Annotated in this window: 24 protein-coding genes and 6 pseudogenes; 22 read left to right on the top strand and 8 right to left on the bottom strand. The window is 46.4% G+C overall.

Translation table 11 applies throughout. The annotated features are described in order from the left end of the window. The 7 genes and pseudogenes from glgP to P304_RS0107725 all read right to left on the bottom strand — a co-directional run. On the bottom strand, positions 1-1,664 hold a 1,664-nt coding region (gene glgP, locus P304_RS0107755), incomplete at its 3' end, for an alpha-glucan family phosphorylase (protein WP_027390079.1). Positions 1,665-1,811: 147 nt separating this feature from the next. Next, the gene (gene uppS, locus P304_RS0107750; protein ID WP_027390078.1) at positions 1,812-2,525 is read right to left on the bottom strand and encodes a polyprenyl diphosphate synthase; all 714 of its coding nucleotides are present in this window, start codon (positions 2,523-2,525) and stop codon (positions 1,812-1,814) included. Then, positions 2,525-2,680, bottom strand: coding sequence for a hypothetical protein (locus tag P304_RS17050; protein ID WP_160165034.1), 156 nt, complete (start codon positions 2,678-2,680; stop codon positions 2,525-2,527). The genes uppS and P304_RS17050 overlap by 1 nt, the downstream gene beginning before the upstream one ends. 176 nt (positions 2,681-2,856) lie before the next feature. Further along, the gene (locus tag P304_RS0107740; protein ID WP_027390077.1) at positions 2,857-3,876 is read right to left on the bottom strand and encodes a transposase; all 1,020 of its coding nucleotides are present in this window, start codon (positions 3,874-3,876) and stop codon (positions 2,857-2,859) included. A gap of 197 nt (positions 3,877-4,073) precedes the next feature. Further along, a pseudogene (locus tag P304_RS0107735) lies at positions 4,074-4,289 on the bottom strand (alpha-amylase family glycosyl hydrolase); the annotation flags it as partial. Between the two features lie 92 nt (positions 4,290-4,381). After that, positions 4,382-4,537 (bottom strand): hypothetical protein, encoded by a 156-nt coding sequence (locus tag P304_RS17045; RefSeq protein ID WP_160165033.1) that lies wholly within the window; start codon positions 4,535-4,537, stop codon positions 4,382-4,384. A 195-nt stretch (positions 4,538-4,732) separates the two neighbouring features. Further along, on the bottom strand, positions 4,733-6,274 hold the full coding sequence (locus P304_RS0107725; RefSeq protein ID WP_152514507.1) for a hypothetical protein: 1,542 nt from the start codon (positions 6,272-6,274) through the stop codon (positions 4,733-4,735). Positions 6,275-6,573: 299 nt separating this feature from the next. Between P304_RS0107725 and P304_RS0107720 the strand changes: the two genes are divergently transcribed. Genes P304_RS0107720 through P304_RS14640 form a run of 5 tightly spaced genes read left to right on the top strand, consistent with a single transcriptional unit; the run spans position 6,574 to position 11,959 of the window. After that, positions 6,574-6,933: a hypothetical protein gene (locus tag P304_RS0107720; RefSeq protein ID WP_152514506.1), complete on the top strand. Its 360-nt coding sequence runs from the start codon at positions 6,574-6,576 to the stop codon at positions 6,931-6,933. Beyond that, positions 6,909-7,646: a hypothetical protein gene (locus tag P304_RS0107715; protein WP_160165032.1), complete on the top strand. Its 738-nt coding sequence runs from the start codon at positions 6,909-6,911 to the stop codon at positions 7,644-7,646. Before P304_RS0107720 ends, P304_RS0107715 begins: the two co-directional genes overlap by 25 nt. Positions 7,647-7,668: 22 nt before the next feature. Beyond that, positions 7,669-10,629 carry an SLBB domain-containing protein gene (locus P304_RS0107710; RefSeq protein ID WP_027390072.1) on the top strand — a complete coding sequence of 987 codons (2,961 nt, stop codon included), beginning with the start codon at positions 7,669-7,671 and terminating at the stop codon, positions 10,627-10,629. Then, positions 10,629-11,600: a Wzz/FepE/Etk N-terminal domain-containing protein gene (locus P304_RS0107705; RefSeq protein ID WP_027390071.1), complete on the top strand. Its 972-nt coding sequence runs from the start codon at positions 10,629-10,631 to the stop codon at positions 11,598-11,600. The genes P304_RS0107710 and P304_RS0107705 overlap by 1 nt, the downstream gene beginning before the upstream one ends. Further along, entirely contained in the window at positions 11,597-11,959 is a 363-nt protein-coding gene (locus tag P304_RS14640) for a VanZ family protein (protein WP_034764709.1), read from the top strand. Before P304_RS0107705 ends, P304_RS14640 begins: the two co-directional genes overlap by 4 nt. On the opposite strand, the gene P304_RS14635 is transcribed toward P304_RS14640, so the two are convergent. Next, a complete protein-coding gene (locus P304_RS14635) occupies positions 11,953-12,984 on the bottom strand; it encodes a glycosyltransferase family 4 protein (RefSeq protein WP_034764707.1) in 1,032 nt (343 codons plus the stop codon). The genes P304_RS14640 and P304_RS14635 overlap by 7 nt on opposite strands. A 220-nt stretch (positions 12,985-13,204) precedes the next feature. On the opposite strand from P304_RS14635, the gene P304_RS0107690 reads away from it, so the two are divergent. The 17 genes and pseudogenes from P304_RS0107690 (at position 13,205) to P304_RS17035 (ending at position 21,588) form a co-directional block, all read left to right on the top strand. After that, entirely contained in the window at positions 13,205-13,555 is a 351-nt protein-coding gene (locus P304_RS0107690) for a MarR family EPS-associated transcriptional regulator (RefSeq protein ID WP_084417618.1), read from the top strand. Positions 13,556-13,772: 217 nt separating this feature from the next. Continuing rightward, positions 13,773-14,027 carry a hypothetical protein gene (locus tag P304_RS17040; RefSeq protein ID WP_160165031.1) on the top strand — a complete coding sequence of 85 codons (255 nt, stop codon included), beginning with the start codon at positions 13,773-13,775 and terminating at the stop codon, positions 14,025-14,027. Positions 14,028-14,088: 61 nt separating this feature from the next. Further along, positions 14,089-14,238: a nucleotidyltransferase domain-containing protein gene (locus P304_RS16655; protein WP_201766933.1), complete on the top strand. Its 150-nt coding sequence runs from the start codon at positions 14,089-14,091 to the stop codon at positions 14,236-14,238. A 460-nt stretch (positions 14,239-14,698) separates the two neighbouring features. After that, the gene (locus P304_RS0107675; protein WP_084417617.1) at positions 14,699-14,986 is read left to right on the top strand and encodes a hypothetical protein; all 288 of its coding nucleotides are present in this window, start codon (positions 14,699-14,701) and stop codon (positions 14,984-14,986) included. A gap of 88 nt (positions 14,987-15,074) precedes the next feature. Beyond that, the gene (locus P304_RS0107665) at positions 15,075-15,452 is read left to right on the top strand and encodes a nucleotidyltransferase family protein (protein WP_425479993.1); all 378 of its coding nucleotides are present in this window, start codon (positions 15,075-15,077) and stop codon (positions 15,450-15,452) included. Beyond that, positions 15,445-15,888, top strand: coding sequence for a HepT-like ribonuclease domain-containing protein (locus P304_RS0107660; RefSeq protein ID WP_027390065.1), 444 nt, complete (start codon positions 15,445-15,447; stop codon positions 15,886-15,888). The genes P304_RS0107665 and P304_RS0107660 overlap by 8 nt, the downstream gene beginning before the upstream one ends. Further along, positions 15,881-16,421 (top strand): annotated as a pseudogene (locus P304_RS17605) (ORF6N domain-containing protein). The gene P304_RS0107660 and the pseudogene P304_RS17605 overlap by 8 nt, the downstream one beginning before the upstream one ends. Positions 16,422-16,681: 260 nt before the next feature. Beyond that, positions 16,682-17,509 (top strand): BRO-N domain-containing protein, encoded by an 828-nt coding sequence (locus P304_RS0107650; RefSeq protein ID WP_027390063.1) that lies wholly within the window; start codon positions 16,682-16,684, stop codon positions 17,507-17,509. A gap of 229 nt (positions 17,510-17,738) precedes the next feature. Then, positions 17,739-18,638 carry an ORF6N domain-containing protein gene (locus P304_RS0107640; protein WP_027390062.1) on the top strand — a complete coding sequence of 300 codons (900 nt, stop codon included), beginning with the start codon at positions 17,739-17,741 and terminating at the stop codon, positions 18,636-18,638. A gap of 178 nt (positions 18,639-18,816) precedes the next feature. Then, positions 18,817-18,966, top strand: a pseudogene (locus P304_RS17600) (GDP-mannose 4,6-dehydratase); the annotation flags it as partial. A 3-nt stretch (positions 18,967-18,969) separates the two neighbouring features. Continuing rightward, positions 18,970-19,263 (top strand): nucleotidyltransferase family protein, encoded by a 294-nt coding sequence (locus tag P304_RS0107635; RefSeq protein WP_027390061.1) that lies wholly within the window; start codon positions 18,970-18,972, stop codon positions 19,261-19,263. Positions 19,264-19,290: 27 nt separating this feature from the next. Then, positions 19,291-19,476 (top strand): annotated as a pseudogene (locus P304_RS17670) (ribonuclease HepT family protein); the annotation flags it as partial. A 93-nt stretch (positions 19,477-19,569) separates the two neighbouring features. Continuing rightward, positions 19,570-19,752, top strand: a pseudogene (locus tag P304_RS17595) (GDP-L-fucose synthase); the annotation flags it as partial. Between the two features lie 37 nt (positions 19,753-19,789). After that, positions 19,790-20,041, top strand: a pseudogene (locus P304_RS0107625) (GDP-mannose 4,6-dehydratase); the annotation flags it as partial. After that, positions 20,038-20,820 carry a hypothetical protein gene (locus tag P304_RS0107620; protein WP_027390058.1) on the top strand — a complete coding sequence of 261 codons (783 nt, stop codon included), beginning with the start codon at positions 20,038-20,040 and terminating at the stop codon, positions 20,818-20,820. The pseudogene P304_RS0107625 and the gene P304_RS0107620, both read left to right, overlap by 4 nt. Positions 20,821-20,953: 133 nt before the next feature. Continuing rightward, complete coding sequence (locus P304_RS0107615; RefSeq protein ID WP_152514505.1) at positions 20,954-21,418, top strand: hypothetical protein; 465 nt, start codon at positions 20,954-20,956, stop codon at positions 21,416-21,418. Continuing rightward, positions 21,415-21,588: a hypothetical protein gene (locus P304_RS17035; RefSeq protein WP_160165030.1), complete on the top strand. Its 174-nt coding sequence runs from the start codon at positions 21,415-21,417 to the stop codon at positions 21,586-21,588. The genes P304_RS0107615 and P304_RS17035 overlap by 4 nt, the downstream gene beginning before the upstream one ends. Positions 21,589-21,608: the final 20 nt, after the last annotated feature.

Genomic DNA, 21,608 nt, shown 5'->3' with positions numbered 1-21,608 from the left:
TCTTTGATGATATTCTTGCCGCCGTCATCGCGTGGGTGCGCTTTCCCCGCAAAGATAAACTGCACAGGGCGATCGACATCCATCAATATTTTCTTTAGCCGTGGAATATCGCGGAACAGCAGGTTGCCCCGCTTGTACGTGGCAAAACGACGAGCAAAACCGATAGTTAGGGCTGAAGGGTCAAGTACCTCGTCCGCAACGGCCAATTCGCTTTTTGACATTCCCCGCTTTTCCATCGACTCGCGCAAACGGCGACGCGCATATACCACGAGTTGACGCCGCAAACTTTCGCGCACATGCCACAGTTCGGGATCGGGAATCCGTTTCACTCGCTTCCATAAATCACGGTTATCCGGCGCTTCCACCCACCGTTCGCCCAAGTAACGCCCAAGTAAATCGCGCATATCTTTGGCGAGCCATGAGAGAATGTGAATGCCGTTGGTGACATGGCCGATAGGAACTTCGTTGTCAGGTAGATATGGCCAAATGTTTTTCCACATTTGGCGCGATACCTGACCATGCAAGGCGCTGACGCCGTTTTTGAATCCAGCAAAGCGGATCGCGATGACCGTCATGCAGAACTGCTCATTGCGGTTGCCCGCTACTTCGCGCCCGAAGTCCAGGAACCGCTCCTGCGTAATCCCCAGCTCGTAAATCATCTGTGTAAAGTATTTAACCACTAATTCCGGCGAAAAGCGGTCGTTTCCGGCAGGAACAGGCGTATGCGTAGTAAAGATATTGCTTCCATACACCGCTTCAAAAGCGACATCAAAGCTGATGGCGCGATCGTGCATAAGCTGGCGTACCCGCTCTAGCGGCATAAACCCGCTGTGCCCCTCGTTCATATGACACACTGTGGGGGAAATCCCCAGTACCCGCAACGCGCGCATCCCACCAATACCAAGCAGGATTTCTTGCTTGAGGCGCATTTCGTTATCGCCACCATACAGTTGCTTGGTGATGTCGCGCCCTTCAATCGGGTTTTCGTTCAAATTGGTGTCAAGTAAGTAGAGTGCGACGCGGCCTACATTGACGCGCCAAATTTGGAAATGAATCCGTCCAAAAGGAAAATCAATGTAGGGCTTATGGGGATTGCCGTCATCGTCGCGCATTAACGTCAGCGCCATATTATGGAAATCATTTTCAGGATACCGTTCGTGCTGCCAACCATCGGAGTTCAGCGATTGACGGAAATACCCATGGCGATACAAAAGGCCAACACCAACGAGCGGAATACCAAGATCAGACGCCGACTTTAAGTGGTCGCCCGACAAAACCCCAAGACCACCTGAATAAATCGGCAGCGATTCATGAATGCCATATTCGGCGGAAAAGTATGCAATCGTAAAATGCTTCCAGTCTTTAGAAAGGCGTGTGTACCAAGCATCAATACTTAAATAGCGCTTGAGTTCTTCGTGTACCGACCGCATGTGCGCCATGAACCCATCATCACGGATCAGCTCGCGCAGACGCTCTTGGCTTAAAGAACCAATCAGGCGAATCGGGTTGTGCTCTAAGGCACTGAAATCTTCAGGTGAAATGCGACGGAATAAATCAACCGCATCCGGCTGCCAGCACCACCATAAATTATTGGCAATTTCATAGAGCGGCGACAATTGCTCTGGCAATTTCGGGACTACCGTGTAATAGGCAAATCGCTTCATGCTTCTCCCCCTTGATGCAGATTTATTGCGGTTCTACGAGCGCATCGCAGATGAATCTACGCCAATATACACTATTTGGAAAGGGGAGTGCTAGTAATGGTTTTGCGAGAACGAATTGGTAACAACAGCTTGGATTTGAACATCCCTTTAATGCTCGGCAGAATTCTCCTTACCAAAGCGGCGTTCGCGAGAGTGGTATACCGCAAGCGCTTCGTCAAAATGATCTGTTGTGAAATCAGGCCATAATACGGAAGTAAAGTAAAACTCACTGTATGCTGATTGATACGTGAGGAAATTACTTAAACGGCACTCACCACTCGTGCGGATAATAAAATCACAAGCTCCAAGCTCAGGGAAATAGAGATGGTCAAAAATGGTTTGTTGTGTGATGAGGTCGATATCTAAAGCCCCTTCCCGAACCTCTAACGCAATGGATTTTATGGCATCTACAATTTCTAGCTGACCACCATATGAAATCGCAAGTACAAGAGTCATTCCGGTGTTTTGGCTGGTCGCTGCAATCGTATGTGCTAGCAACTCCTGCACGTCTGGAGTAAAGTCGGCTACGCGACCGATCGGGCGAAACCGAATATTATTTTTCTGCATCATCGCAAGCTCACTGATAAGGTAATTTTTGAGTGCCATGTTGAGAAAGGTCACTTCTTGCGGTGAGCGGCTCCAATTTTCAGTGCTAAACGCGTAGAGTGTCAGGAATGGGACACCGACTGCTGCGGCATGTTTGATAACTTCACGTGCCGTTTCGAGCCCTTGGCGGTGACCTTCCGTTCTTTCCACGCCGCGCTGTTGTGCCCAGCGTCCGTTACCATCCATAATAATGCCGATATGACGAGGGGGATTCATTAAAATATATCCATTATTTTTCCTACTAGGCTAACCATAGATATTGCCGAAAAAGTCATAGCAAATGTAAATAAATGGGGAATCTGTGCGCGATTTTCACGCAGATCTTCGTCAGCTTCTGCAGAAGAAATCGTAGCGTCTTTTATATCTTCCATCGGGAGCCTCCCTGTTGATGCAGACATCTTAACTTCAATTGTAGCAAAAATCAGGGAAACATGAAGTGAAAAAATATCACAATGAATAACTACTGCAGGTAGCGCTAGAGATTATACGTGGTCTTGTTGTTTTAGGATCAACGACACAGGATCGAAATATCTTCACAGCGTAAATGTTACGCTGATTCTTTACCAAAAAGCCTTTTAGCAACGCCGATACCGCGCACACAACGCTTACCGCAACGCTGTGCCGCCTCCCGCAGATGGCTCACCGTACCCATCATCGCATGGAAACCGTGACGACTCCGCATCTGCTTCAGGAAAAATTCCGGCTCAATTCCAAGTCGCAAAAGGATATCCGGCGCACTTTCTGCAATCGCGCCCCGTTTATCTGGCCGAGCACAGCGCCCAATCCAGTCCACTAACTCAAAGTAGCCGTGCGACGTAAACGGTAGCGCCATATTGTCGTTATTGTTATCATCAAAAGGGAGCAACATCGCTGGACGAAAGGAGTTGGGAACTTCAACTCGACCAAGCGCCGTTTCCCCCTCTTGCAATGCCCACAGGCGAATCCGCGCCTGAATAGAAGTAAAATCAGATCGCTCCGGCGAAACTGCAATCCCCGCGCGAATCGGATTTAAATCAACATATGCCATACATGTTAACACCGCTTGCATATCTAAGAGTGCCTGCGACTTAAAGCGCCCCTCCCAGAAACGCCCAGTGCAATTATCCTCCAAATTCGCTTGCCGCGCGATGCTTTCATTCAAAGAACGCATGTACCACGAAATATCGCACAGCCGACGTCGGTATTCCGTGATCATTATTTGCAACTTCTGTTGCTGGTAGCTATCGAGTGCGTCACCTGCACGATGCTTTTGCACTATAGTATTGCCAGAGAAAAGCTTACACCATTGCTCTAAAATCTCTTCATCACTCCAACGGTTTATTTGTTCAACATCAACTCGCAGTACCAAATGGTAGTGATTGCTCATAAGAGCATATGCACACACGTCGATAGCAAATATACCAGAAAGCATTAGCATGCGGTCAATGATCCATTGCTTGCGATGGTCGAAATTTTGACCAGTCACCACATCCTCGCCGCACAAAAATGCACGACGCACACAACGACTGATACAGTGATAATATGGAGTTGAGTCGAGGAAAACCTGTTGATTGCGAGCGATGGTCATGCTGAACTCCTTAGTGACTCAGGATGATTTGAAACTTACCTGAAAAGAGAAAATGGGTCAATCATCAACTTGGGAATCATCAACTTGGGTGTCCTATTATACTATTTGGGTACTCGATTTGGGTGTCCTATTATCTCATTGATCATCAACTTGGGTGTCCTATTATACTTCCCCTGGGTGTCCTGTTAATTTCTCCCGTAGTGATTGCTCATAAGAGCATATGCACACACGTCGATAGCAAATATACCAGAAAGCATTAGCATGCGGTCAATGATCCATTGCTTGCGATGGTCGAAATTTTGACCAGTCACCACATCCTCGCCGCACAAAAATGCACGACGCACACAGCGACTGATACAGTGATAATATGGAGTTGAGTCGAGGAAAACCTGTTGATTGCGAGCGATGGTCATGCTGAACTCCTTATTGACTCAGGATGATTTGAAACTTACCTGAAAAGAGAAAATGGGTCAATCATCAACTTGGGTGTCCTATTTGCTTTTGATTAAAATATATCCATTATTTTTCCTACTAGGCTAACCATAGATATTGCCGAAAAAGTCATAGCAAATGTAAATAAACGGGGAATCTGTGCGCGATTTTCACGCAGACCTTCGTCAGCTTCTGCAGAAGAAGTCGTAGCGTCTTTTATATCTTCCATCCGCGAGCCTCCTTGTTGAAGCAGTCATCATTGCTTCAATAGAGAAAATGGGTCAATCATCAACTTGGGTGTCCTATTATACTTCCCCTATTATACTTCCCGAAGATAAAAAAAATAAATCCCATTAAAAAAAGGTGAAAGAAGTTTCCTTCTTTCACCTTTTCGTTTTGGCGTTATGGTCGATACTGCCGGATATCAGTGTAGATTAACAGTTCCGGTTACCTTTGACCCCGTAAGGCTCTTATTTCCGATCGTTATGGTCGTATTATTCCAAACTTTAGCGCCGCGGCCAAGTTCAACACCATCTACTAAAATTTTGACATCATAAATTCCGTTTTCAAGGCTGTCAACACTCACTGTCCCAACAGCAGTGTCAGCATTTTCTATGATTTGTCCAATGTTAACGCGAAGAGCGTCAGAATGTGAATCAATCGTATCCAACGTGATAAGGGAATTCATCCAAGTGCCGTCATAGGTTAGAGTGTTAGGAGTGAAAACAATACCTTTATAGTTGATGCTGTAGTCGATGGATGCGCCGGTGTTGACACTAGCTGCAGTTACTTTATTGCTGCTATTGGCAGTGATTTTGGCAACATCGTTCGCAATGATCTTTAACTCGCTATCGCCTTTAGTAAGTTCAAGAGCAAGTGACATAGTTGTTTGGCCCGATTCAAAGCTGTCAAGCGCAATATATAGCTTTGCTTGTGGATCTAATCCGTAGGTCATCAGGCCAGTTTCTAGTTCGCCATCTGAGTCAACTGCTATGGCCGCTGTTGGCGAATTGAGTGCAACTTTGGTTACAGTTGCTTGTGGGGTAAAGATTATTCCGCTGGAAGGCGCTTCGGTTGTGTCTAAGCTAATGTTGTAGTTGGTAAGGTCAAGATTAACTCTTTCTGACGTATCTGTCCCTGTGCTTGCTATTATCTGTGCGGTAATGTTATTGACCAGAGCTGCTGCGCTAGTTGCGATAGTATTTAGCGCGTCATCGCTGGTGTCTTTAAGCGAGCTTGCCTGGTTTGCGATTGTTGCGGCATAGGCGGATGCTGCAGCGTACTTGGCTCCATTGAGGTCTGCGCTGTCGATGCCTCCAAATACAGTCGATACAACTGAAGCTACTTTGGTCAGTTGCGCAGCTTGAGTATCATTTACGCTAAGCGCTGTTTTGATAATGTCACTGCTCAGCATGTCTGTAGTATCCAAACCATTACTATCGGTCGAATCAAATTTCCCTTTGGCTTTATTGGCCATTGCCCGGAATAAGGCTGAATACGCTGCAGTTTGGTTAGTAGTTGCGGCGCCAGCTAGAGCTTCAGCTGCTTTTGCAATTTGCAAGGACTGTTTCTTGATGTTCAGTATAGCGTTATCGCTAGTGTTTACTGTGTCAGTATTTTTTGCTGACGCAAGAGCAGGGTCTTGCGTGTAGTAATAAGCAGTTGATATCGGAGTGACAAAAGTTTCAATAGTCTCATATGTGGTAACGAACTTACCTGTAAAATTGAGACCCGTTGCGCCGATAATGCCACCCTCAACTGCGATTTCAGAGTTCATTACAACAGAGGCGAGAGTGCGTTTGCCTGTAGCGTCAGTGCTATCAACAGCGACATTATTTACATAAATATCTGCACCTTTGATGATGCTTGACTGACCAACAACATTAAGAGGCTCCTGAAACTGTAGTATCAGGGTTACTCCCTCCACTTCCCCCACCACAACCAACAACCAACGAGCTTGCTGCAAGAGCAGCGACCGACAGAGACAATAGTGTACGTTTCTTCATAAAACTCTCCTCCAATTGGAAATATTCAATCACTTCGAAAAAATGACCCTACAAAGTGTGATCAACATAAAAGAGTCTTCACCTGATTGCAACACCTTAAATGCAATTTAATTGAAAAAAATGATTCATAAAGGTGCCTTGTCGCTTTACACGCTGAGCGACTTCCGCTAAAAGACCATTGGCCTTGTCGCACATGGTATAGCGCTATTGGCAATATAATCGCCTTTATTATGGGGGGAAAGTGAAGATAAGAGGGTATTTGCGAGTTTCTTGTTGTTGTGTTTTATTGACAGCGGGTGGTGCGCTGGCCGCTGAGCCGGGATTGCATTGGAATAAACCCCTTCCCTACACCCTCAGTAAGGGGCGGATGGAGCTGACGGGTTCTTTTCACCGTGTTGATGATAATATTGATGTATTTGATATTCGTGACACGCAACTTACCGATGCGCAGCGCAATAATTCATCGCAGCTAGGTTCGTTGGGGGATTACCAGTCGTACGGCTTAACGTTAAATTTCGGCTTTACGGATGCGTTGCAATTTCACGGAGAGAGATTGATTTTCCGGAAATTGATTACTCGCGTGACACGCTCAATGTGTTTAAAAGTACGATGGCGTTAAAGTATCGCTTGCTGGACAGCAAGCCGTTTACGCTTGCTTTAGAAGGCGGCCAACGCTTTAACCGTGGGGATAATTTGAAGGTAAGATTGTCCGATACCGGAACCAACTCTATCGCTTTGGGTCAGTACACATGGTTTCCGAACGAGGGAAAGATTACTACGCCAAGTTTTTCGATTACCGATCCTCAGCTTGCGCAGCCCGGCTTTCTCTCCTCTTCTCTCACTCTTTCTGGCGTTAAAGACACTACTTACTTTGCACGCTTGCTTGGTGGGATCGCGCTAACACGTAACATAGTTGGTTCAGGGTATGTCGAATACGGTCAAACCACAGTCGAATCTGAATTCCAATCCGATCTTTCGTTTCTCAAAGGATATATTGATAAACTTGGCTATGATCAAACACATTATGCGCTCGGCCTAGGGCTAGATTGGCGTATATGGGATGACTGGATTGTGGCGGGCTATTACCGTTTTATCGCAGTAGATCGCGATATTGACGACCGGATTGGCAACGGTTTTACGATAAACAATATGTTTACAGGGCAAGTGCATTATTTGTTGAATGATAATTTGGCGATTACGTTGGAAGGGAAAGCGTACACGAACAACCTTCTTGGCGAAGTGAACTTTTTGTATAATGAGTTCTCCTACGGTCAGTTCGATAAAATGTACGGCTATGCCGGTCTTGCCCTGACATGGGCTTACAATTATTAAAATTCCCTAAAGAGGTTATCACATGCGTTTTTTGGTTATGTTCTTTTCTCTTTGCGTTTTCGTTTTTGTGAGCACTTCTTCGGCATGGGCACTGAGCGCGGCTGATCAGCAGCGGGCGCTCGAAATGATTTCACAAAACCCAGCTTTGCTGAATGCTCCGGAAGTGCAGCGGATGTTAGCAAATCAGGGGGCTAACACTGCGAGCAGTGCGCAAACTCCAGCCACCGCAATAAAAGCAGAATCTTCGCAAAGAGACCGTCAAGGAGCAGGCGCGCCAGAAACGCTTTTGTCCTCTCAGGCGACTTTGGACGCTCTCATGCTCCAACAGGAGCTTGATTCTGCAGAAAAAGTGAAAAAATTAGCGACGTATCCTTCGCTGCGCCAAACGCCACTCACGTATGTTCCGGCGGACGATTTTTTAGCCAAGCTGTATGAGCGGCAGGTGCATCAGGAATTGCAAAAGACGCTTCCGCGCTATGGAATCCAGTTTTTTGAAAGTTCTTCAGAATTTGACCCGAGCGCATTGCCGGTTCCCGACTCGTATATCGTCTCCCCGAAAGATGTTTTAGGGGTGTATCTCTACGGGGTGAATTCGCAAAACTTCTCTTTGCAGGTGGAAGCGAGTGGGAATTTAATGATTCCACGTGTCGGCCCCGTGCAAGTTGGCGGAATGTCGTTTGCTGATGTGAAGGTGTTGCTCGCTGATATTGTAGAAAAAGCGTATCCGAACTCCGGTGTTGCGTTGACCATGGAACGTTTTTCTTCGATTCAGGTGACGGTGACAGGCGAAGTAACGGCACCGGGTGCCTACAATCTTCTTTCGCTTTCCACGGTGAAGGAAGCGATTTTGTCCGCCCAAGGGGTCAGCGAGTATGGCTCCCTGCGTGCGATCAGCATACGGCGCGGTGGCAAGGTAGTACATACGGTTGACTTATATGATCTGATTCGCAAAGGAGCGAGCGGATCGGAGTTTTTACTGCAAAGTGGCGATGTGGTATTTGTGCCGTCGGCGCACCGCTTGGTAAGCGTGGCGGGGATGGTAAAGCATCGGGCAGTGTTTGAGCTAAAATCTGGCGAAGAGTTAGACGAGCTTATTGCGTTGGCGGGTGGTTTCCTGGCTGGTGCCTCGCAGCGTGGCATTGAGCTTCGTCGTGTCGATCAACAGGCGGAACGTTTGGCTGTTAGGACTATCGACTGGCCAAAGGATACATCAACTCGCCTGCTTGACGGCGACCAGTTGTATGTCTACCCCGTCGATACGGGGAATATTCTTGGGGTAACGCTGGCCGGAAACGTGGTGCGCCCTGGCCTGCGCGAAATTCCACAGGGATCGACGTTAGGCGCACTGTTCCGTCAGGAAATCCAGCGCTCCGGACATGAGGGAACTTTTCTTCCGTCAACGTACATGGATTACTTGATTGTAAAGCGGCTTGACGATATGCATCGCGAATCGCTTTTGCGGGTCAACCTTGCTTTAGCATTGCAAGGTGATGCCGCGCACGATATTGCGCTGAAACATCGTGACGAGGTGTACGTATTTAACCAAACTGCCATTCACGAAGAGCCGTATGTGTTTGTCCGCGGTAAAGTAGTGAGTCGCCCGGGAAAAGTACGGTTTGTATCGGGAATGGGTCTGGCAGATGCTCTGAACGCTGCGGGAATCAAGCACGCCAGCATTACCGAAAAGGCGTTCACAAAGCAGGATGCTGACGACGCGAGCTTGACTGATGCGAAAATGACTTCTCGGCTGCAACAAATTTCCCTGCGAGATACGGAACAGATATTCGAAACGAAACTGTCGGTCGACCGTCAGCGAGTGCAAGTACTTTCTTACGGGGAAAATGGCACCGAACCATCGGTGCGAGTGGTCGACATGGAGAATGAGCCTGACTTTATCTTGCAGCCGTATGATGAAGTGACGTTTTATAATTTCTTCGATCGTGTGCCTATTGCAACCGCTTCTGTGTTCGGTGAAGTGCGCGACCCCGGAACATACCCGATTACGTCGGAAAGTTCATTGCATGACCTTATCCAAGTCGCGGGCGGCATCACCGAAAAAGCGGATCCGTTAAAGATTGAACTGGTGCGCCATGTGATCACGGCGCAAGGTCGCCAAAAAATCGTCGATAATATTACGTATGCGGAGACTTCTCATACTGTTTTAAGTGCCTATGATGAGGTCCACATCTTCCGCATTCCCAACTGGTTTGATCGTAAAACGGTTACGCTTTCGGGGCAGGTCAAATATCCTGGCGAATATACGATAGAGGATGGCGAAACCTTGGCATCAATATTGACGCGTGCTGGTGGCTTTACCGAGAAGGCTTTCGTGCGTGGTGCGGTTTTTGCTCGTGAGGAGGTTCGTGAACAGCAGATCCGGCAAATGCGCGAATCAATGGCGCGCATTAAGCAACAGTTAACGGTGCAAAGTCTTGAAGCCGCGCAAGTGGGTGAGCGTGCCGAAGATAAACAACGCATTCTGCAGTACGTTGATCAAATTGACCGTCAGGCGCAAGAGTTTACGCCAATTGGTCGCGTTGCGATGGACATCCCTCAGGATCTAGAATCGTTGAAAAACTCACCCTACAATATTGCATTGAAAGATAAAGACACGCTGCATATTCCCTCGTTTACTGACACGGTTTCCATTATGGGCGAGGTGCTGAACCCCACCACTATTGTTTGGCGACCTGATATTGATCTTGACGGTTACCTCGCCCTTGCTGGCGGGTTTGGTCCCACCGCAGACACCAAAAATGTTATTGTGATTCGCCCTGACGGCTCTGCCAGCAATGGCGATAGCCTTGCTGCGGGCGGCTGGTGGCTGACATCGCGCAAATCCGGCATTGAAAAAGGGACGAGCATAGTTGTTCTACCAGAAATTCGGACGACAAGTGGCATCTCTATCTGGAAAGATGTGACGCAGATTATCTATCAACTTGCGGTCACGGCGGCATCGCTGAAGACATTGGGAGCACTGTAATGAGCCAGATTCCTAACGCGTCAGCTCCCTTATCGCCGCTGGCAGAAGACGAGATAGATCTGCGTGAACTCTGGGATACGATTTGGAAAAATAAGTGGTTTATTGTCATTCTGAGCAGCGTGATTACGATTGTCACGATTTTTTACGCCATGACATTGCCCAATGTGTACCGCACGAGCACCGTGCTGATCCCGCAGGGCGAAGCGAAGCCTTCGATGGCGAGCGGACTTGGCGCACTGGCAGGTTTGGCTGGAATAGACCTTGGCGGCGGGCAAATCAACGTTGGCGATCAGTTGTCAATTATTTTAAGCGACAAGACGTTTGTGGAGCACCTCGTCCGTGAACATAAACTGTATGAGCGATTTCAGAGCGATCAAACCGACCCCAATCTGCGCTTTGCGTTGGGGGTTCGGTTCTTTTATGACGCAGTCAACTTCGGCGGAGGGAAAGAAGTAAACTTTACCGAGCTTTCTGCGACGGAACAGAGTGAACTCATTTTCGATACTGTTCAAGAAATGCAAAAAATCCTGAAAGTAGAAACCTCCAAGCAAACCAGCGCTATTACGCTGAGTGCCGAGCACCCTGACGCAACCCTTGCGCACCAACTCGTATCACTCTTTCTGGAAGCATCTACTGAGCATCTGCGCACCGTCGAAATGGCTGATATTGACCAGAAAATAAACTTTTACAATCAGGAAATAGCACGTACACCAGAGATAACCCTAAAAAACCAGCTCTCCCAGCTCGTTTCCGCTCTGATTCAGAAAAAGGTGCTCTCGCAGGCGAGTGAGCACTATCAGCTCCGCCAAATTACCCAACCGGTCGTTTCCCATCCCAAAGATAAAGTAAAGCCGAAACGAGCTTTAATGGTGGTAGTAGCCATGGTAACGGGTGGGATTCTTTCGATTTTCATCGTGTTCCTGCGCGAATTTATCCGCAATGCAAAGACACCCCAATATCAACAAGCATGAACCCACAGTTTTACGGAAAAATCGTGGTGACCGTAGGCGTTATAGCGATCACGTACCTCGCTCTAACGCCTCATGCTACAATTCCCAGCATTGATCAGGCAAATGATAAGCTGAAGCACATCCTTGCGTTTGCCTTCCTCGCCTGTACCACTACGCTCAGTTGGAACTGGTCCTGGAAAAAAGTATTTTTCCTGCTTTTGTTTTACGGTGCAGCTATCGAACTTGCTCAAAGCGGGATCGCAGGACGCCATGCCAGTGGATACGATATTGTTGCGGATGTTGTTGGTATATTCGTGGGACTCTTGCTGAGTACAATATTTCGCAAATGGCGCTTAAATTCTCAAAAGAAACCTCAATGACGCAGCCTTTTCCTGCGTTTGCGCAACGGTGTTGCTGCTGGAGGATTCTGAAAGCGGATAATCCGGTGATAAAGCGCCATGTAACACGTGCAGAAACCCACCACCAGTAGCGCTAGCCACACCGTATGCGCATACAAAAAAACCGCCATAAACATAAACGGAGCGACAAAAATCCACATATATACCGTCGTAACAGGGTTGCTGCGCGTAATGCGGCGGTGAATGATCGTATGCAAGTGCAAAGCGTCCGGATCCATTGATGCTTTTCCCTTCACCATCCGGCGGCGATACATAGAAAATACCACCTCCCACACTGGGTGGATCAAGAGCGCAAATGGGAACCAAGGCGACACCTCAGGATTGCGCACAACTAACATAATTGCACCAATGGCAAGGCAAAATCCCAGAAAATATGCCCCGCCATCGCCAAGGAAAATTTTCCCAAACGGAAAATTCAGCACCATAAAACCCAGCACTGCCGCAGCAAGAATGCTGTTAATCTGCACGAGGTCACCATCACCCACCTGCCACGCAACAAACCCCAGCGCGCAAAACGCCAGCAGACTGACACCACTGGCAAGCCCATTAAAGCCATCAATAATATTTATCGCGTTGATTACCCCCACCACAGCGAATACCGTAAAAAGAATCGCCAGCACGTAAGGGAGGTCAATGCCAAAGCCCAGATAGTTTACCACCGCATCCATAAGCCAAATCGCAAGCAGCGATGCGCCCACCATAAACAACAAACGCACTTTTGGTGGAACACGACCCGATAAATCCTCAAACAGCCCAATAGCAAACGCAGGAGCTGCCGCCAAAATCCACATTTCCCCCTGCGGCACCAGAGCTAAGGCCAAAGTCGCTAAAAAAATTGCCGCCCCGCCGATTCGCGGCGTCGGTGTTTCGTGAAAGCGCTGCGGCTTTGCTGAGTCGTGGCTGTCAATAAAAAGCATTTGCTTTTGCGCAAATGCAATAAAAACCAAGCAGAAAATGAGCGCTACCCCAAATACAATAAAATACATCCCTATAGCCCCCAATACTGAACATAACTACAGTATTGTGGCACTTCTAACACAGATGTGCCACCAAAAATTTCCATGCATCTGAACAATAAGAATTTCCCTGTTGACCTCGCGCAACCATTCCATTACAACCGAACAGTTCATTCTGTGAACAAATCAAAAAACCTTCCCAAAAGGGCGGAAGCGTGCCCTATAAAATCCCTTTCCCTGCGAGGAACACATGCCCAGCACAATAGAGCAGCAGCTCGAACCAGAAGTTATCCAAAAACTCCTTCACACCATAGAAACCGCATCACCTACACTCAACCAGCGCACACTCGCGCAGGAACTCTGCTGCAGCCTTGGGCGCGTCAACTATATTTTGAATGCCTTGATAGAAAAAGGACTTGTAAAAGCGAATAACTTCCACAAAAGCCAAGACAAACTCAAATACCGCTACTTACTTACTCCGGAAGGTGCCAAAGAAAAACTCCGCCTGACTAGGCAACTCGTTGAACGCAAACGCATGGAATACGAAGAACTTTGCCGCCAGTTGGAGCAAGCGGAAGACAAACAGGATACGCTTTTCTGATCGAGATACCGCGCCACACTCCAAACAACAAACAAAGAGGCGTGCATATGCAGAAATTTTTTAATACCGCGGGTCGACAAAAGTCGATTTACACTACCACATCAATCCACTGAGCCGTCTGAATTGGGATGAGATTCGCCTGCTTATTGACGAGCAAAAATATTTCTTACTGCATGCCCCACGCCAAACAGGGAAAACGTCAACATTGCTGGCGATAATGCACGAGTTAAGCCAAGAGGGAAAATACGCTTGCTCCTATGCCAACATCGAAGCCGCACAGGCAGCTAGGGGAAACGCAGAGCGCGGTGTTGAAACGATTTGCAGTTCAGTGGCAAGCCAAGTAGACTTGTATCTGAAGCAAAACATGCTCGCCACATGGCTGTACAGCACCGGCACGAAAGTGGCATTGATGTGTGGGGATGTTAGCACACACAATTTTGATGAAATGATGTTAAAGGCAAATGTGTCTTAACTTCGTGTCCACTTTTACTTGACCACGTCAGTGGATAACGGGCGCCTGATGAGAAGCAGGGATGAAAAAGAGGAAGAACATGATCAATATTGAAAAAATAAAACTTGAAATAGTTGAACGACTCAAACCATTGAAACCAGATAAAATAATCCTCTTTGGTAGCTACGCCTATGGTACGCCCACAGAACACAGCGACATAGATCTTTTTTAATAAAAAAAGGGTTAAATGATCAAGAAATCAGCACATTCCAGCGCGAGGCCAGAAAACGGATTCGAGAACTCATCTATCGCTACAAAGTAGGGTTTGACATTCTTTCAGCACCAGCCGGATTTGTAGAACAAAGAGAAGACTACTTTTATCGCGTAGACCTTCTGGAAAAAGGTGAAGTGCTTTATGAACAAACAAGCAGCTAAAGAATGGCTCCAAAAGGCTTGGCACAATAAATGCTCATATTTTTTATCGTTTTGAAAGGGTTGAGCAGAGGTTATCTTTACATGATGAGCAGCTAGAGCAGCTACTTGGAGCCATAGAAAACAAGGCTACGCCACCCAAGCAACACATCTTCTACGACGGCCAGATCTTTGACGCCTACCTGTTTGCCTGTGATATTATCAAAAGCGCCAAAACCTCCATCCGGCTGATAGACAACTACATAGATGAAAGCGTCCTAATGCTGCTGGCCAAGAGAGCCGACAGCGTAAAAGCTGCTATCTACACCAAGGCCATCTCCAAACAGCTAGAACAAGATCTGAAAAAACACAACACCCAATATCCGCCGATAGACATCAAGCAACTTGACCTTTCGCATGATCGGTTTTTAATTGTGGATGAAAACGTGTACCACTTTGGAGCCAGCCTGAAGGATCTGGGAAAAAAGTGGTTTGCCGTCTCCAAAATGGACATCGACACATTGGTGCTGATCGGAAAAGTAGATTTGCACGCAAAGGTGTGCCTATGACTGCCCCAGAACGCACCCTAGCCCACAGATTTCTCGCTTCGCTCGAAATGACTAAGCGCACCACCCGTCATCTCGAACACAGTGAGAGATCTCTGCCTTTCATTCAAAATTTAAAATCAATAAAGGACCCCCACATGACCCAACAAAAAGTTACATTAATCACCGGCCAAGACAGAATATGCAAAAAATCATTATAGAAAAACTCAAAGAGCTAAAGCCCATACTGAAAGAACGGTATGGCATAGAAGAATTTGCCGTTTTTGGCAGTGTCGCAAAAGGTAAAGATTCTGAACAAAGTGATGTAGACATAGTTGTTCTTAAAATGAAACTCACAAGCGGATTTAATCTTATACGGGCAAAAAAATTCCTCCAAGAAAGTCTAAAAAAAGAGGTCGATATAGGAACACTTGCATCCATGAAAACATTTATTAAAAATCGAATCAAAAAGGACTTTATCCATGTTTAGCCATAGTAAAGGTGATAGAAAAATCGAACTCTTCGTATTCGATGCATTTATCGCCATTCTTAAAATAAAAAAAGTAGCATCAAAATTTGATAATGCTCAAAGCCTACTGCACAGTTTTACCGATTGGGATAGCGTTATCCGAGAATTTGAAATAGCTGGCGAAGCAAGTAAACATCTCTTGCAAAATAAGTTCCTCAATAAAAGCTACCAAGAAGTAGTCGATTTCAGAAACCATATAACACATCAGTATTTCGGCATAGATGCAGACATCGTGTGGGCAATCATAGGCAACGACTTACACGATTTTGAACAGGCACTCATACAACTCATCGAAAACATGAAACCCGAATTAAAACGCGAGTTAATAACCGCTTTCATCGAAGATAATCGATACTTAGATTTCGTTGTTCAAACACTTACGGAAATAGATCAATGACACAACAGCCCACCACATACTACAAAGCAAAATCCACACCATCCGAGGCGTGCAAGTAATACTGGATGAGGATTTAGCGACCCTCTATGGCGTGGAAACAAAACAACTCAATAAAGCAGTCAGCCGGAATACCGAAAGATTCCCGGATAGGTTTCGATTTCAGTTGACGCAGGGCGAGTACGATCACTTGAAGTTCCAAATTGGAACCTCAAGCCCAGAGGCGCAACATGGAGGCAGAAGGTATCTACCCTACGCCTTCACCGAACAAGGCGTATCAATGCTTTCGGCAGTACTTAGAAGCCAAACAACTAGAACAAGATCTGAAAAAACACAACACACAATATCCACCGATAGACATCAAGCAACTTGACCTTTCGCATGATCGGTTTTTAATTGTGGATGAAAAAGAAGTGTACCACTTTGGAGCCAGCCTGAAGGATCTGGGCAAAAAGTGGTTTGCCGTCTCCAAAATGGACATCGACACATTGGCGGTGATCGGAAAAGTAGACTTGCACGCGAAAGTGCGCCCATGACTGCCCCAGAAAACACCCTAGCCCACAGATTTCTCGCTCCGCTCGAAATGACAGACGACACGGCCAAGCGCGCCGCCTGTAATCCAGAACGCACACTACCCGTCATCTCGAACGCAGTGAGAGATCTCTCTGCCTTTCAAAACCACCCCCGTCAGGCTGCGCCTGCCACCCCTCCCTGAGGGGAATTATCCCTTGCTCGCCTTTCCCTAAAACATGGTACGTCCCCAATCATGCCAAAAGCGACGAGAAGGAAGTGACAGATGAAAGCAACTGAAACAATTAAGATATTTGAAGAAAAAAAAGTCCGAACAGTTTGGGATGACGTACAAGAACAATGGTACGTATCGGTTATCGATGCAATAGAGATATTGACCGGCACTGAGCGCCCAAGAAAATATTGGAGCGATCTCAAAAAGAAGCTTAAAGCTGAAGGCAGTCAACTGTCCGAAAAAATCGGACAGTTAAAAATGCAAGCCGAAGACGGCAAAATGCGCCTGACCGATGTCGCCGACACCGAACAACTCTTTAGACTCATTCAATCGATTCCATCGCCCAAAGCGGAACCCTTCAAACTCTGGCTCGCAAAACTTGCCAGCGAACGGCTAGACGAAATGAGCGACCCAGAACAAACTATCGACAGAGCGCTCAAGCAATACCTCGCACTTGGCTATAGCGAAAACTGGATAAACCAACGCCTAAAAAGCATCGAAATCCGAAAAGAGCTGACCGACGAATGGAAACGCCTTGGCATTAAAGAAGGGCAAGCCTTTGCCACATTGACAGACATCATCACCAAAACTTGGTCAGATAGAAGCACCAAAGAATACAAAACCCTTAAAGGCCTTAAGAAAGAAAACCTGCGCGATAACATGACCAACACCGAACTCATTCTCAATATGTTGGCAGAAGCTTCCACAAAAGACATTTCCGAGGCAGTTAACCCACAAAGTTTTGAAGAGAGTAAAAAAGTAGCGCAACAAGGAGGAAACGTCGCCAAAGTTGCCAGAACCGAACTCGAAGCAAAAACCGGAAAGAAAATCGTCACCAGCCAAAACGCCAAACACCTGCTGGAGAGTAAAAAACAATGAACACCAATAACCACTTCCCCGTACACACCGCAGGACCACGCCCAGGCGACCCTGCTAAGCTCATCGCCAACAGCAACAAACTCCAACAACAAACCAATTGGAAACCCAAATATAACCAACTCACCACCATATGCGAAAGCGCGTATAAGTGGGAACGCGAGCCAAAGTATTGAACAACACTGTCGAAGGGAATTTTCCCTAATCCTGAACTGGAACGGATGAAAAGAATATGAAAACCATCATGCCGACAGACAACCCCATTGAAAACAAAATCCACACCATCCGAGGCGTGCAAGTAATGCTGGATGAGGATTTAGCGACCCTTTATGGCGTGGAAACAAAACAACTCAATAAAGCAGTCAGCCGGAATACCGAAAGATTCCCGGATAGGTTTCGATTTCAGTTGACGCGGGGCGAGTACGATCACTTGAGGTTCCAAATTGGAACCTCAAGCCCAGAGGCGCAACATGGAGGCAGGAGATATCTGCCATACGCCTTTACTGAGCAGGGGGTTTCTATGCTTTCGGCGGTTCTGAGAAGTCAGACGGCAGTTGAGGTCAGCATCAAGATTATTGACAGTTTCGTCAGTATGCGAAAGTTTATCGCATCAAATGCTCATATTTTTTATCGTTTTGAAAGGGTTGAGCAGAGGTTATCTTTACATGATGAGCAGCTAGAGCAGCTACTTGGAGCCATAGAAAACAAGGCTACGCCACCCAAACAACACATCTTCTACGACGGCCAGATTTTTGACGCCTACCTGTTTGCATGTGACATTATCAAAAGCGCCAAAACCACCATCCGGCTGATAGACAACTACATAGATGAAAGTGTCCTAATACTGCTGACCAAAAGAGCCGACAGCGTAAAAGCTACAATCTACACCAAGACCATCTCCAAACAACTAGAACAAGATCTGAAAAAACACAACACACAATATCCGCCGATCGACATCAAGCAACTTGACCTTTCGCATGATCGGTTTTTGATAATGGATGAAAAAGAAGTCTACCACTTTGGAGCCAGCCTGAAGGATCTGGGTAAAAAGTGGTTTGCCGTCTCCAAAATGGACATCGACACATTGACGCTGATCGGAAAAGTAGACTTGCACGCGAAAGTGCGCCCATGACTACCCCAGAAAACACCCTAGTCCACAGATTTCTCGCTCCGCTCGAAATGACAAGTACCACCCGTCATCTCGAACACGCACCGCCTGTAATCCAGAACGCACACAACCCGTCATCTCGAACGCAGTGAGAGATCTCTGTCTTTCATTCAAAATTTAACATTCAAAATTAACAAAGTACCCCACCAAAGCCGAACAAAAACTCGGCTGGAAACGGGAATTCAACCTGCAAAACCTCGTTGATGATATGATGGCAAGCGACCTAAAACTTATGACCAAAGACGTCTATCTCAAGGAAGGCGGCTACAAAACTATGAGCTATTACGAGTAACCAATGACACAACAACAACTATTACAAACACTACGACACGCTCAAAAAGAACTTCAAGCGAACTTCGGCATCGAAAAAATCGCTATCTTCGGTAGCTATGCGCGTAACCAAGCACAGGAAGGTAGTGATGTAGATATCGCCATCCTTCAAACACAAAAGAAAGACTACTTTTCCCGCTTAAAAGCCATCCATTATCTTGAAAAGTTGTTAAATAAAAAAGTAGATATGGGCTATCTCGACACCATGCGAACCATTATCCGCCAACAAGTAGAAAAAGAGATGATACATGTCGAGTAGAAAAGCCGACCTATTCCTATTTGATATATACATCGCAATCGTAAAAATTCAGCACTATGTCAGCGATTTTGCAGATGCAGAGAGCTTAAAAATGACTGCAAAACATGGGACGCTACCATCAGAGAATTCGAAATAATCGGCGAAAGCACAAAAAACCTTATCAAACTGGGCATACTCAACGAAACACATCGCGATATAGTAGACTTTCGCAACGTACTCATTCATGCTTACTTTGCAATAGACGAACATGAAGTATGGGGAATAATCCAAACCTTTACCAAAAGCCAACTCGACCTTACCAACCAAGCCGCAGTCATCGGGTACCACGGCACCATCGAATGGGACACCACCAAACCCGACGGCACCCCCCGCAAACTCATGAACGTGAGCCGACTCGCCAAACTCGGCTGGCAAGCCACCACACCACTCGAAGAAGGAATCAAAAAAGCATACCAAGCATATGGAGAACTGTCATCTCGAACGCAGTGAGAGATCTCTGTCTTTCATTCAAAACTCAAAATTACACATTCAGAATTACGAAAATCTCATGACTTTCGTACAAGACCGCCCCGGCCACGACCACCGCTACGCCATAGATGCCAGTAAAATTCAGCAAGAACTCGGCTGGAAACCACAAGAAACCTTTGAAAGCGGCCTGCGCAAAACCGTACAATGGTATTTAGAGAATGAATGGTGGTGGCAGCCATTACGTGATAAATACAACCGTGAGAGGCTGGGAATGGCAAAAAAACAATCGTCAAGCAGAATCAGCAAATGATAACGCATACCGCAATAGAAATCGTCGCAAAAACTGACTATCGGCAGAAGCTGTTGCCATTGCTTGATGCCCAGTTTCCCCACGCTGCGCATGCGCATCTCGTCAGCCAGTTAACAGAGAGAATTGCAACAACATGTAAAGCAATTGTTCTGGAACACCCCTACCGTGACTATGATTTTTCGAGTGTATTCTCAGAATTTTACGCAAAAAAGCACCGCATGCCCGCACGCGATTGCATGCGATTGCACTTATTTGCAGACACTAATTTTAATGAATACATAGGCTTCTGTGTTGTGCGCGATTCATCAGTAGATAGCTGCGGACGAGCTATAATAGATCCAGCAGCGCTAATGACCGTTGACAATGCGCATATAATTACTTCGTGCTACAAATCACACCTACTTGGGAATGTGTTTGAATGCAACAGTATCCCTTGGATGGCGCAAGATACAGATATTGCAGTATGTGCCCATGTCGCCGCTTGGAGCATCATCAATTATTACGCCAGCAAATACCCACATTATCAACAACGCTCAATAGGCGAAATAGCAGAACAAGTCATTCCCTATCTCGGCAGAAAAACACCATCAGAAGGACTCAACCTATTCCAGATATCAGAGCTATTTTCAGCTAATAGATTTTACCCCCTAATACTCAAGCGCCAATCGCCACAAGATAACGATTTCTTAAGCGCCGTGTTTTCGTATATCGAATCGGGGATTCCAATGGTCGCAGCTATGAAAAAAAGGACATGCCGTTGCTATAGTAGGACATGGTAAGTTTGATTATCAGACTGCACTTCAGGCGAAAGGAGTGACGTTGCATTCCGACTACATTTCTGATTTGATTATATCAGACGATAACCATTTTCCGTTCAACACCATTTCGAAAAACGGAAGCGGAACGCACTCTATGGCCGATCTTGATTTTGTTATCATCCCGCTGTATGAAAAAATGTACCTTAACGCCAATATCGTCCATACAAGAGTGCGAGGACTCATTGACTCTGGCATTCTAGAACTAAGTGATAGCTTAATTGTGAGAACCTACTTGACGTCAATTCGGTCACTCAAGCGTGAAGCTGCCGCCAACAAAAGCATGAACAGCGAGCTTCAGGATATCTTGCTTAAAATTGAAGCGCCACAATTTGTTTGGTGCGCAGATATAGCTACGCCAGAGCAATATCAAGCATTACAAACAAGCGCTCGAATTATTATTGATTCGACAGCAGGCACCTATGAGCGCGACCCTTGGCTACTCTGGCACAATAGAAAGACAATAGCATATCGCGAAAAAAATGGAGCCGCATCGGTTAAAACAGACATTTCACCCTATCCATTGTACCGCAATAACCTGAAGGAGATTTACAGAAAATGAACATCAAAGAACGCTTAGAAACCAAAAGCCCTGATGCAAACAGCATTAAGAGCCTTTCGAATGATGCTTACAAAGAGGCATGCGAAAAATTTATTGACAATAAAATACGCGAAATCACGAAAATATACCAAGACTCCGCGAGCGAAGCTTGGAAACACTACGTTCGGTAGCGAAACCGCGAACGCTTAGG

The sequence above is a fragment of the Chrysiogenes arsenatis DSM 11915 genome, assembly GCF_000469585.1.
Classification (GTDB): Bacteria; Chrysiogenota; Chrysiogenetes; order Chrysiogenales; family Chrysiogenaceae; genus Chrysiogenes; species Chrysiogenes arsenatis.
The sequence above is the reverse complement of the archived record's forward strand: the minus strand, read 5'-3'. Positions and strand labels throughout refer to the sequence as shown.

Coding starts and splice junctions, on each gene's coding strand:
- P304_RS0107710 (WP_027390072.1), top strand. CDS start 7,669: ATGCGTTTTTTGGTTATGTTCTTTTCTCTTTGCGTTTTCGTTTTTGTG.
- P304_RS0107705 (WP_027390071.1), top strand. CDS start 10,629: ATGAGCCAGATTCCTAACGCGTCAGCTCCCTTATCGCCGCTGGCAGAA.
- P304_RS0107640 (WP_027390062.1), top strand. CDS start 17,739: ATGAAAACCATCATGCCGACAGACAACCCCATTGAAAACAAAATCCAC.
- P304_RS0107650 (WP_027390063.1), top strand. CDS start 16,682: ATGAAAGCAACTGAAACAATTAAGATATTTGAAGAAAAAAAAGTCCGA.
- P304_RS0107690 (WP_084417618.1), top strand. CDS start 13,205: ATGCCCAGCACAATAGAGCAGCAGCTCGAACCAGAAGTTATCCAAAAA.
- P304_RS16655 (WP_201766933.1), top strand. CDS start 14,089: ATGAAAAAGAGGAAGAACATGATCAATATTGAAAAAATAAAACTTGAA.
- P304_RS0107620 (WP_027390058.1), top strand. CDS start 20,038: ATGATAACGCATACCGCAATAGAAATCGTCGCAAAAACTGACTATCGG.
- P304_RS14640 (WP_034764709.1), top strand. CDS start 11,597: ATGAACCCACAGTTTTACGGAAAAATCGTGGTGACCGTAGGCGTTATA.
- P304_RS17040 (WP_160165031.1), top strand. CDS start 13,773: ATGCACGAGTTAAGCCAAGAGGGAAAATACGCTTGCTCCTATGCCAAC.
- P304_RS17035 (WP_160165030.1), top strand. CDS start 21,415: ATGAACATCAAAGAACGCTTAGAAACCAAAAGCCCTGATGCAAACAGC.
- P304_RS0107740 (WP_027390077.1), bottom strand. CDS start 3,876: ATGACCATCGCTCGCAATCAACAGGTTTTCCTCGACTCAACTCCATAT.
- P304_RS17050 (WP_160165034.1), bottom strand. CDS start 2,680: ATGGAAGATATAAAAGACGCTACGATTTCTTCTGCAGAAGCTGACGAA.
- P304_RS0107675 (WP_084417617.1), top strand. CDS start 14,699: ATGCTGCTGGCCAAGAGAGCCGACAGCGTAAAAGCTGCTATCTACACC.
- P304_RS14635 (WP_034764707.1), bottom strand. CDS start 12,984: ATGTATTTTATTGTATTTGGGGTAGCGCTCATTTTCTGCTTGGTTTTT.
- P304_RS0107660 (WP_027390065.1), top strand. CDS start 15,445: ATGTTTAGCCATAGTAAAGGTGATAGAAAAATCGAACTCTTCGTATTC.
- P304_RS0107615 (WP_152514505.1), top strand. CDS start 20,954: ATGGCCGATCTTGATTTTGTTATCATCCCGCTGTATGAAAAAATGTAC.
- P304_RS17045 (WP_160165033.1), bottom strand. CDS start 4,537: ATGGAAGATATAAAAGACGCTACGACTTCTTCTGCAGAAGCTGACGAA.
- uppS (WP_027390078.1), bottom strand. CDS start 2,525: ATGAATCCCCCTCGTCATATCGGCATTATTATGGATGGTAACGGACGC.
- P304_RS0107635 (WP_027390061.1), top strand. CDS start 18,970: ATGACACAACAACAACTATTACAAACACTACGACACGCTCAAAAAGAA.